8 protein-coding genes are annotated in these 10669 nt (G+C 72.7%); all 8 read left to right on the top strand.

Annotated elements, in window-relative coordinates:
* The first annotated feature begins 182 nt into the window (after nt 1-182).
* The 8 genes from ACJA3G_RS19490 to ACJA3G_RS19455 all read left to right on the top strand — a co-directional run bounded on the left by ACJA3G_RS19490 (nt 183) and on the right by ACJA3G_RS19455 (nt 10038).
* Nucleotides 183-1514: an MFS transporter gene (locus tag ACJA3G_RS19490; protein WP_406554295.1), complete on the top strand. Its 1332-nt coding sequence runs from the start codon at nt 183-185 to the stop codon at nt 1512-1514.
* A 123-nt stretch (nt 1515-1637) separates the two neighbouring features.
* Nucleotides 1638-2777 (top strand): uroporphyrinogen-III synthase, encoded by a 1140-nt coding sequence (locus tag ACJA3G_RS19485; RefSeq protein WP_406554294.1) that lies wholly within the window; start codon nt 1638-1640, stop codon nt 2775-2777.
* A 135-nt stretch (nt 2778-2912) separates the two neighbouring features.
* Complete coding sequence (locus ACJA3G_RS19480; RefSeq protein ID WP_406554293.1) at nt 2913-3479, top strand: CGNR zinc finger domain-containing protein; 567 nt, start codon at nt 2913-2915, stop codon at nt 3477-3479.
* 196 nt (nt 3480-3675) lie between these two features.
* The gene (locus ACJA3G_RS19475; protein WP_101388525.1) at nt 3676-4239 is read left to right on the top strand and encodes a sigma-70 family RNA polymerase sigma factor; all 564 of its coding nucleotides are present in this window, start codon (nt 3676-3678) and stop codon (nt 4237-4239) included.
* Entirely contained in the window at nt 4236-4994 is a 759-nt protein-coding gene (locus ACJA3G_RS19470; RefSeq protein ID WP_406554292.1) for an anti-sigma factor family protein, read from the top strand. Before ACJA3G_RS19475 ends, ACJA3G_RS19470 begins: the two co-directional genes overlap by 4 nt.
* A gap of 96 nt (nt 4995-5090) precedes the next feature.
* Nucleotides 5091-7544 carry a HelD family protein gene (locus tag ACJA3G_RS19465; RefSeq protein ID WP_406554291.1) on the top strand — a complete coding sequence of 818 codons (2454 nt, stop codon included), beginning with the start codon at nt 5091-5093 and terminating at the stop codon, nt 7542-7544.
* A gap of 430 nt (nt 7545-7974) precedes the next feature.
* Nucleotides 7975-9393, top strand: coding sequence for an NAD-dependent malic enzyme (locus tag ACJA3G_RS19460; protein ID WP_406554290.1), 1419 nt, complete (start codon nt 7975-7977; stop codon nt 9391-9393).
* A 363-nt stretch (nt 9394-9756) separates the two neighbouring features.
* A complete protein-coding gene (locus tag ACJA3G_RS19455) occupies nt 9757-10038 on the top strand; it encodes an HU family DNA-binding protein (protein WP_015033921.1) in 282 nt (93 codons plus the stop codon).
* The last annotated feature ends 631 nt before the right edge of the window (nt 10039-10669 follow it).

Here is a 10669-nt window from a genome sequence, read left to right as displayed (position 1 = left end):
GGGCGGGGGAGGGGGGGGCGGCCTCACCGCATCCAGCCAGCCCGCGTGAACACAAGGTTGCGCGGCGGTCACGCGGCGGCACGGGGGTGAAATGCGGTCTCCCTACCGTCGGTGTCCGGAACCAGCCGGCGGTGACGGTCCCGTGCGCCGCAGCGCTACGACCCGTCGATCAGGGAGGCGTCATGAAAGGCCGTTGGATCGAGGAGTGGGATCCCGAGGACGAGGTGTTCTGGGAGCGGACCGGGGAGCGGATCGCCCGGCGGAACCTGTGGTTCTCGGTGTTCTCCGAGCACATCGGGTTCTCCATCTGGACCATGTGGTCGGTGATGGTCCTGTTCATGGGGCCCGCCTACCACGTCGACCCCGCCGGGAAGTTCTTCCTCATCTCGACCGCCACCGCCGTCGGAGCGGTCGTACGGATTCCGTACACCTTTGCCGTTGCCAAGTTCGGTGGCCGGAACTGGACCATCTTCAGCGCGCTGTCGCTGCTGGTGCCCGCGGGCGCCGCGTTCGCCGTGATGGAGCCCGGTACCTCGTACACCACCTTCATGCTCGTCGCCGCCCTCGCCGGCATCGGCGGCGGCAACTTCGCCTCCTCCATGACCAACATCAACTCCTTCTTCCCGCTGCGGAAGAAGGGGTGGGCGCTCGGCCTCAACGCGGGCGGCGGCAACATCGGGGTGCCCGTCGTGCAGCTCATCGGGCTGCTCGTCATCGGCACCGCCGGGGCCACGCACCCGCGGATCGTGCTCGGGGTGTACGTGCCGCTCATCGTGGCCGCGGCGCTCGGGGCCGCGCTGCGGATGGACAACCTCGCGCCCGTGAAGAACGACACCGGCGCCGCCCTGGAGGCCGTACGCGACCGGCACACCTGGATCATGGCGTTCCTGTACGTCGGGACCTTCGGGTCGTTCATCGGCTACAGCTTCGCCTTCGGGCTTGTCCTGCAGACCCAGTTCGGGCGCACCCCGCTCCAGGCCGCCTCCCTCACCTTCATCGGGCCGCTGCTCGGCTCCGTGATCCGGCCCATCGGCGGCTCGCTCGCCGACCGGGTCGGCGGGGCGCGGATCACCCTGTGGACCTTCGCCGCGATGGCCGCAGCGACCGGAGTGGTGATCTTCGCTTCCGTACAGAAGTCGCTCGGGGTCTTCCTTGTCGGCTTCATCGCGCTCTTCGTGCTCAGCGGACTCGGCAACGGCTCCACGTACAAGATGATCCCGGCGATCTTCCAGGCCAGGGCCGTCTCCGAGGGCATGGCGGGCGAGGCAGCGGCGGCGTACGGACGGCGGCTCTCCGGGGCCGCCATGGGGCTGATCGGCGCCGTCGGCGCGCTCGGCGGCCTCGGGATCAACCTCGCCTTCCGCCAGTCGTTCATGACGGGCGGCACCGGAACCGCCGCCTTCGTCTCCTTCCTCGCCTTCTACGCGGCGTGTTTCACGACCACTTGGGCGGTATACCTTCGCCGTCCGGTCCGGGCCCGGACACCCTCCGAACCCGTATACGCCGAGGTCTAATAGGTCACACGGACCACGCGCGCCCGCCCCCGCCGTAACGCGGGGGACACGCGCGCGAACCGAGCCTGTCACGCGGGGTTGACAGGCTCGGGCCAGCCGCCGCACCACCCCGGTTGGAGAGCCATGGTCGACACACAGCACGGACCCCTCGCCGGGTTCACGGTCGGAGTCACCGCCGCCCGCCGCGCCGACGAGCTGGGGGCGCTCCTGCAGCGGCGCGGCGCCGCCGTGGTGCAGGCGCCCGCCCTGCGGATCGTGCCGCTCGCCAACGACGGCGAGCTGCTCTCGGCCACCAAGGAGCTGATCGACGAGCCGCCGCACATCGTCATCGCCACCACCGCGATCGGCTTCCGGGGCTGGGTGGAGGCCGCCGACGGCTGGGGGCTCGGCGAGTCGCTGCTCGCCCGGCTCGCCGCCACCGAGCTGCTGGCGCGGGGGCCGAAGGCCAAGGGCGCGATACGGGCGGCCGGGCTCACCGAGGAGTGGTCGCCCTCGTCCGACTCGATGGCCGAGGTCCTGGACCGGCTCCTGGAGCAGGGCGTCGAGGGCCGCCGGATCGCCGTGCAGCTGCACGGGGAGCCGCTGCCGGGCTTCGTGGAGGCGCTGCGGGCCGGCGGCGCCCAGGTCGTCGGCGTCCCCGTCTACCGGTGGCTGCCGCCCGAGGACCTCGGCCCGCTCGACCGGCTGCTCGACCTCACCCTGACCCGCGGCGTGGACGCGCTCACCTTCACCAGCGCGCCCGCCGCCGCCTCCCTCTTCTCCCGGGCCGAGGAGCGCGGGCAGCTCACCGAGCTGCTGCGGGCCCTCGACCGGGACGTGCTGGCCGCGTGCGTCGGGCCGGTCACCGCGCTGCCGCTCCAGGCGCGCGGGATCAAGACCGTCTCGCCCGAGCGGTTCCGGCTCGGGCCGCTGGTCCAGCTGCTCTGCTGCGAACTGCCCGCCCGGGCGCGGGCCCTGCCCATCGCCGGACGCCGGGTGGAGATCCGCGGCCACGCCGTCCTGGTCGACGGCGAGGTGCGGCCCGTCCCGCCCGCCGGGATGTCGCTGCTGCGCGCCCTCGCCCAGCAGCCCGGCTGGGTCGTCTCGCGCGCCGACCTGCTCCGGGCGCTGCCGGGTTCGGGCACCGACGAGCACGCCGTGGAGACCGCGATGACCCGGCTGCGTACGGCCCTGGGCGCCCCCAAGCTCATCCAGACCGTGGTCAAGCGCGGCTACCGGCTGGCCCTCGACCCGGCGGCGGACGCGAAGTACGCGGACGGCTGAGGAGCGGCCGGGCCAAGGGACCACGCCGGGGCGCGGGCCGGTCCGGCCGCGCCCGGCAGGAGGGCTTCCGGCGCCGCCGCCGGGCGGGCACTCTGGGGGTACGGCACGCACCGGCAACCCCCAAGGCGGTGGCGCATGTTGCGGTTCGACTCCGGGCGGATCTGTCTGGATCTGGTGGCGACCGGGGCGTACGACAGTGATCAGCTGGACAGCGCCGGGCGGCTTCGGCAGTGGCTCGTCGGCGCCGGGCTCGTGCCGCCGGGCACCCCGCTCCCGGAGGCGGACGGGCGGTGGCTGGCGCGCTTCGCCGACCTGCGCGAGCACATCGGGCAGCTGGTCGACGCCGAGCTCGGCGGGCGCGGCGGGGCGGCCACCGCCGCGCTGGAGCGGGTCAACGCCCTGGCCGCCGCCGCACCCCCGGGCGTACGTGCGATCCGCGGCGCCGACGGGCGGCTGGTGCGCGGCCTCAGCGGCGCCCCCGACTGCACCGCCCTGCTCGCCGTGGTGGCCCGGGACGCGGTGGAGCTGCTCACCGACCCGCAGGACCGGTCCCGGCTGCGCCGGTGCGAGGGCGACAACTGCTTCCGGCTCTATCTGGACACCTCCCGCGGGCGGCGCCGGCGCTGGTGCTCCAGCGAGGTGTGCGGCAACCGGGAGCGGGTGGCGCGCCACCGGCGGCGCACGGCCGCCGCGGCTCTGTGAGACCCGGGGCGGGTGGCGGAAGTCCCGCCTGCCCCGCGACGCCCGGCACGCCCCGGCCGGTCAGCTGGTCAGCCGGGCCGGGGGCCCGCCAAACATTTCTGGCCCGGCGTTTGAATGGTTACGGACAACCGCCCGTATGGAGAGGTGAGCCGGAACGCGACCCGCGCGCCGGCCGGGTCTCGACCGGGAGGTTCTGGTGCGCAAGGATGCCGCCGTGGCCGATGACCGTCCGCAAGGCGCCCGGCACCGCTCCGTCCCCGACGAGGAGCTGATGCGGGCGCTCTACCGCGAACACGCGGGCCCGCTGCTCGCGTATGTGCTCCGTCTCGTCGCCGGTGACCGTCAGCGGGCCGAGGACGTCGTGCAGGAGACGCTCATCCGTGCCTGGAAGAACGCCGGTCAGCTCAACAGAGCGACCGGTTCGGTCCGCCCCTGGCTGGTGACGGTCGCACGGCGCATCGTCATCGACGGCCACCGCAGCCGGCAGGCCCGGCCGCAGGAGGTCGATCCGTCGCCGCTGGAGGTCATGCCCGCGGAGGACGAGATCGACAAGGCGCTGTGGCTGATGACGCTCTCTGACGCGCTCGACGACCTGACACCCGCACATCGCGAGGCGCTGGTCGAGACGTACTTCAAAGGACGTACGGTCAATGAAGCGGCCGAAGTGCTGGGCGTGCCGAGCGGGACCGTCAGGTCCCGGGTGTTCTACGCCCTGCGGTCCATGAAACTCGCGTTGGAGGAACGGGGGGTGACGGCATGAGCACACCGGAGTACCAGTCCGAGCACGAGGCGGTCGCCGCGTACGCGCTCGGCATCCTCGACGACGCCGAGGCCACCGCCTTCGAGGCCCATCTGGCGGGCTGCGACCTGTGCGCGGCCGAGCTCGACCGGCTCGGCGGCATGGAACCGCTCCTCGCCACCCTGAAGGAGTTCCCGGGCCCCGCCGCGAGGCCGCTGCGGCCGGCGCCGCCGAGCATGAGCGAGCGGCTCATCGACGAGGTGGCGGCGCGCCGGGCCAGGCGCAGGCGCCGCACCACGTACCTGGTGGCGGCAGCCGCCGCGCTGATCGTGGGCGGCCCGGCGATCGCCGTGGTGGCCACCTCCGACGGTGGTACGCACCAGAGCGCGACCGTCGAGCCGCACCCGACCAGCCCGGCCGAGGACGCGTTCTTCAACCACATGACCCAGAAGGTGGCGGCGACCGACGCGACGACCGGAGTCACCGCCACCGTCGGCACCGAGAAGAAGGGCTGGGGCACCCATACCGTCCTCCAGCTGAAGAACGTGAAGGGCCCGCTCAAGTGCAGCCTCATCGCGATCGGCCGCGACGGCGAGCAGGAGACCGTGACGACCTGGGCGGTGCCCACGTGGGGGTACGGGATCAAGGACAGCCCGCACAAGGAGGCGGAGTACCCGCTCTATGTGCACGGCGGTACCGCCATGAACCGGGACCAGATTGATCATTTCGAGGTCCGGACCCTCGATGGCAAGGCCCTGGTGGACGTTCCGGCCTGACCGGTGACCGGCCGAGCGACCGGTCACCGCCTGACAGACCCGCCCCCTTGGCGTACGGTTGACGGCTGCCCAATGCACGTCAGAAGGGGGCCCCCGGTGGCCGCGCAGGAAGCCGCTGTCGACTCGGTCAGAGACCGTGAGACCGGAGTCGAACAGGAACACCTGGACAGGGTGTACCGCCGCCTGGAGGAGAAGATCCACGAGGCGGAGTTCCTGATGAACGACGCCGCCCAGCGCGGCCAGGTGGGAACGCCCGGAGCCCTGGCGGAACGGGACGCCCAGGTCTTCCGGGCCGGGATCCACCTCAACCGCCTGAACAACGAGTTCGAGGACTTCCTCTTCGGCCGGATCGACCTGCTGCTCGGGCAGGACGGCAAGAAGGGCCCCGACGGGGCCTACACGGCCGTGGAGCCCGCCGAGGGGGCCGTACGGGAGGACGGGAGCGGCAAGTACGCCGAGATCGCCGAAACGCTCCACATCGGCCGTATCGGCGTCCTCGACTCGGACTACGCGCCGCTGGTCATCGACTGGCGCGCGCCCGCCGCCGCGCCGTTCTACCGCTCCACCCCGGTCGACCCGGGCCGGGTGGTGCGCCGGCGCGTCATCCGCTCCAAGGGCCGCAAGGTGCTCGGCGTCGAGGACGACCTGATGCGCCCGGAGCTCACCGCGACGCTCGACGGCGCCGAGCTGGCGGTGGTCGGCGACGGCGCCCTGATGGCCGCGCTGGGCCAGGCCCGCAGCCACACGATGCGGGACATCGTGGCGTCCATCCAGGCCGAGCAGGACCTGGTGATCCGGGCGCCCGCCGCGTCCGTCACGTATGTGGAGGGCGGCCCCGGCACCGGCAAGACCGCCGTCGCGCTGCACCGTGCCGCGTACCTGCTCTACCAGGACCGCCGCCGGTACGCGGGCGGCATCCTGATCGTCTCCCCGACCCCGCTGCTCGTGGCGTACACCGAGGGTGTGCTGCCCTCGCTCGGCGAGGAGGGCCAGGTGGCGATCCGCGCGGTCGGCAGCCTGGTCGACGGCGCCGAGGCCACGGCGTACGACGAGCCGGCCGTCGCCCGGATCAAGGGCTCCTCCCGGATGCTCCATGTGCTGCGCAAGGCGGCGCGCGGGGCCCTGGAGACGGCCGACCCATCGCGCGCCAGGACCCGGCGGGGCAACCCCGCCCGGGACAACGTGCAGCTCGCCCTCGGCGAGGAGGCCGGACAGGCCGGACAGGCCGGACAGGCCGGACAGGCCGGACAGGGCGGCGAGGGCGGGGAGAAGGCCGGGACGGCCGTCACCCCCACTCGGCTGCGGGTCGTCGCCTTCGGGCGGCGCGTCGAGCTGGAGGCCGAGGAGCTGCGCCGCATCCGGCACGCGGCGCTGTCCGGCACCGCGCCGGTCAACCTGCTGCGCCCGCGCGCCCGCAAGCTGCTGCTGGACGCCCTGTGGAGCAGATCGGGCGCGGCCGGCCGCCACACCGACCCGGAGCTGGCCGCCGAGCTGCGCTCGTCCTTCGACGACGACATCACCTCCGAGGACGCCTTCATCGCGTTCCTGGACGCCTGGTGGCCCGAGCTCACCCCGCGCGGGGTGCTCGCGGCGATGGGCGACGAGCGGCGCCTGGCCCGCTGGGCCCGGCGGGTCCTGACGCCCGGTGAGACCCGGCGCCTGGCCCGTTCCCTCTCCCGGCTGGACGCGAGCGGCCAGGGGCCCCTGTCGGTGCACGACGTGGCGCTCCTGGACGAGCTCCAGACGCTGCTGGGCACCCCGGCCAGGCCCCGCAGGAAGCGCGAGTACGACCCGCTGGACGCGCTCACCGGCCTGGAGGAGCTGATGCCGCAGCGCGAGGAGACCCAGCGCGAGCGCGCCGAGCGGCTGGCCCAGGAGCGCACCGAGTACGCGCATGTGATCGTCGACGAGGCGCAGGACCTCACGCCGATGCAGTGGCGCATGGTCGGCCGCCGGGGCCGCACGGCGACCTGGACGGTCGTCGGGGACCCGGCCCAGTCCTCGTGGTCCGACCCGGACGAGGCCGCCGCCGCCCGCGACGAGGCGCTGGGCTCGCGCCCGCGCCGCCGCTTCGAGCTGACGGTGAACTACCGCAACCCGGCCGAGATCGCCGAGCTGGCGGCCCGGGTGCTGGCGCTGGCGATGCCGGGGATGAAGTCCCCGGCGGCGGTCCGCTCCACCGGCGTCGAGCCGCGCTTCGCGGTGGCCGGTCCCGATCTCGCCCAGTCGGTGCGGGAGGAGGCGGCCCGGCTGCTGGAGCAGGTCGACGGCACGGTGGGCGTGGTCGTGGCGATGCGCCGCCGCGAACAGGCGGCGCGCTGGCTGGCGGGCCTGGGGGAGCGCGTGGTGGCGCTCGGCAGCCTGGAGGCGAAGGGGCTGGAGTACGACGCGACGGTGGTGGTCTCCCCGGCGGAGATCGCCGACGAGTCGCCGGCCGGACTGCGCGTGCTGTACGTGGCGCTCACCCGGGCGACCCAGCAGCTCACCGTGGTCTCGGGCCAGGGCGACGAGCCGGACGCGGACGGGGTGCCGGACCTGCTGCGGGACTAACGGCGGGACCCACCCCGGACCACCCGGAATGTCCGGAACGCCGGACTCCCCGGAAAATCCGCCGAAGTCAACCCGCGATGGTCGAATCACTTGCCGGAGTGGTTTGTTAGCCTGGTTACGGCACCGGCTCGATCCAAGCCCCCGGGCCCAACCTTAGTCGCTTCGAGCGACCACTTGCCGCGAGGCGAGCATGGCGGGCCGGTGTCTCAGCGTGAGCGACAGGCCCACGTCATCCTCGGATGACGTGGGCCTGTTGTGCTGTCCGGGTCTTCCGCCGATCGATCATATCTCGTATGGTGGAAACTGTTTTCCGGAATGAGGGCCCCGTTACCGGCTACCAGCCGGTAGGTGCGAACATCGGATGGCGTTGCCCGGTCACAGCCCGGGTCGGCGTCAGCAACGAAGCTAGGGAAAGCAGAGGAACCCGGTCATGGCAACGGCGCCCAGCGTCTCGTACTCGATGACGGTCAGGCTGGAGGTGCCCGCCAGCGGAACGGCGGTCTCCCAGCTCACCACGGCCGTGGAGTCCTCCGGCGGTTCGGTCACCGGCCTCGACGTGACCGCCTCCGGCCACGAGAAGCTGCGGATCGACGTCACCATCGCGGCCACCTCCACCGCACACGCCGACGAGATCGTAGGGAAGCTGCGCGGCATCGAGGGCGTCACGCTCGGCAAGGTCTCCGACCGTACGTTCCTGATGCACCTCGGCGGCAAGATCGAGATGGCGTCCAAGCACCCCATCCGCAACCGTGACGACCTCTCGATGATCTACACCCCGGGCGTCGCCCGGGTGTGCATGGCGATCGCCGAGAACCCCGAGGACGCCCGCCGCCTCACCATCAAGCGCAACTCGGTCGCCGTCGTCACCGACGGCTCCGCCGTCCTCGGCCTCGGCAACATCGGCCCCAAGGCCGCGCTGCCGGTCATGGAGGGCAAGGCGGCCCTCTTCAAGCGGTTCGCCGGGATCGACGCCTGGCCGCTCTGCCTGGACACCCAGGACACCGACGAGATCGTCGCGATCGTCAAGGCGATCGCCCCCGGCTTCGCGGGCATCAACCTGGAGGACATCTCCGCCCCGCGCTGCTTCGAGATCGAGGCGCGGCTGCGCGAGGCGCTGGACATCCCCGTCTTCCACGACGACCAGCACGGCACCGCGATCGTGGTGCTGGCCGCGCTGACCAACGCGCTGCGCGTGGTGGGCAAGGGCATCGGGGACGTACGGGTCGTCATGTCCGGCGCGGGCGCGGCCGGTACGGCCATCCTGAAGCTGCTGCTGGCGGCCGGGGTGAAGAACGCGGTCGTCGCCGACATCCAGGGCGTCGTCCACTCGGGCCGCGCGGATCTCAACGGCGCCGGCGCCGGCTCCGACATGGCCGCGCTGCGCTGGATCGCCGAGAACACCAACCCGGAGGGCCTGACGGGCTCGCTGCGCGAGGCCGTGGTCGGCGCGGACGTCTTCATCGGCGTCTCCGCCCCCAACGTCCTGAACGGCGACGACGTGGCCGCGATGGCCGAGGGCGCCATCGTCTTCGCGCTCGCGAACCCCGACCCCGAGGTCGACCCGGCCGTCGCGCGCCAGACCGCGACCGTGGTCGCCACCGGCCGCTCGGACTTCCCGAACCAGATCAACAACGTGCTGGTCTTCCCCGGTGTCTTCCGCGGCCTCCTGGACGCCCAGTCGCGTACGGTCAACACGGACATGATGCTGGCCGCCGCGACGGCGCTCGCCGACGTGGTGACCGAGGACGAGCTCAACCCGAACTACATCATCCCGTCGGTCTTCAACGACAAGGTCGCGGGCGCGGTGGCGGGGGCGGTACGTACGGCGGCCCAGGCGGCGTCCGCCTGAGCTCCGGCGCGTCGTGGGATGCGGGGCCGCGGAGCCGCCCGTAGGGTGGCGGACCATGAACCGCATCCGCCCCGGCGGTTCCAGCGAGTCTCCAGGGAGTCGACGGAGCGTCACCACGACGGGGGTCTGGCGCTTTTCGTGTGACTCCGAAGGGTGCCGGATTGGCTTTACCGCCACAGGTGGGGGCAGGATGCTCCCCCAAGGACTTCGTCCAGGGGGGACCCCCAGGACGCGAGGTCGTGCACACGGACCCGGGTCCGGGGACTGTCCGAGGGCCCTGGCAGCATCGGTTTCGCTGAACCCAACATGCGGCTTCCGCCGCGTGGCACGCCTCACAGGCAAGAAGAACACGGGAGTAAGAACATGAACCGCAGTGAGCTGGTGGCCGCGCTGGCCGACCGCGCCGAGGTGACCCGCAAGGACGCCGACGCCGTTCTGGCCGCTCTCGCCGAGACGGTCGGCGAGGTCGTCGCCAAGGGCGACGAGAAGGTCACCATCCCCGGCTTCCTGACGTTCGAGCGCACCCACCGTGCCGCTCGTACCGCTCGTAACCCGCAGACCGGCGACCCGATCGACATCCCGGCCGGTTACAGCGTGAAGGTCTCCGCGGGCTCGAAGCTCAAGGAAGCCGCGAAGGGCAAGTAAGCGCCCCTGAGCAGGCCGCTTAGCTGAAAGACAAGGGCGGCCACCCCCGTGGAGGGGGGTGGCCGCCCTTCGTCGCACCCAGGGGCGTGCGCGGGCCACCTGTTGCCTGCTGCTCGTCCGCAGGCCGGTGGGTGGCTGGTCGCGCAGTTCCCCGCGCCCCTGATTGGCCCGGGGGTTCGTCTGCGGGTCGGTGGTGGCTGGTCGCGCAGTTCCCCGCGCCCCTGATTGGCCCGGGGGTCGTCTGCCGGTCGGTGGTGGGCTGGTCGCGCAGTTCCCCGCGCCCCTGTGCTGCCGGGGGTCGTCCGCGGGTCGGTGGTGGGCTGGTCGCGCAGTTCCCCGCGCCCCTGATTGGCCCGGGGGTCGTCTGCGGGGTGTCTGTGGCCGGTCGTGCAGTTCCCCGCGCCCCTGTGCTGCCGGGGGTTCGTCTGCCGGTCGGTGGTGGCTGGTCGCGCAGTTCCCCGCGCCCCTGATTGGCCCGGGGTCGTCTGCGGGGTGTCTGTGGCTGGTCGTGCAGTTCCCCGCGCCCCTTGGTGCCTAGGGGCGCGGGGAACTGCGCGCGCGACCCAGCACGGTCCGCAGACGAAAACATGCGGGGCCGGGGGGCAGCCCCGGAAACGGCTCCGCCCCCTCC

It is taken from the genome of Streptomyces sp. YS-3 (assembly GCF_045257485.1).
Lineage (GTDB): Bacteria > Actinomycetota > Actinomycetes > Streptomycetales > Streptomycetaceae > Streptomyces.
The sequence above is the reverse complement of the archived record's forward strand: the minus strand, read 5'-3'. Positions and strand labels throughout refer to the sequence as shown.

Bases quoted from the DNA above. Each gene is read 5' to 3' on its own strand.
- ACJA3G_RS19460 (WP_406554290.1), top strand. From the start codon at position 7,975: ATGGCAACGGCGCCCAGCGTCTCGTACTCGATGACGGTCAGGCTGGAG.
- ACJA3G_RS19455 (WP_015033921.1), top strand. From the start codon at position 9,757: ATGAACCGCAGTGAGCTGGTGGCCGCGCTGGCCGACCGCGCCGAGGTG.
- ACJA3G_RS19490 (WP_406554295.1), top strand. From the start codon at position 183: ATGAAAGGCCGTTGGATCGAGGAGTGGGATCCCGAGGACGAGGTGTTC.
- ACJA3G_RS19485 (WP_406554294.1), top strand. From the start codon at position 1,638: ATGGTCGACACACAGCACGGACCCCTCGCCGGGTTCACGGTCGGAGTC.
- ACJA3G_RS19480 (WP_406554293.1), top strand. From the start codon at position 2,913: ATGTTGCGGTTCGACTCCGGGCGGATCTGTCTGGATCTGGTGGCGACC.
- ACJA3G_RS19470 (WP_406554292.1), top strand. From the start codon at position 4,236: ATGAGCACACCGGAGTACCAGTCCGAGCACGAGGCGGTCGCCGCGTAC.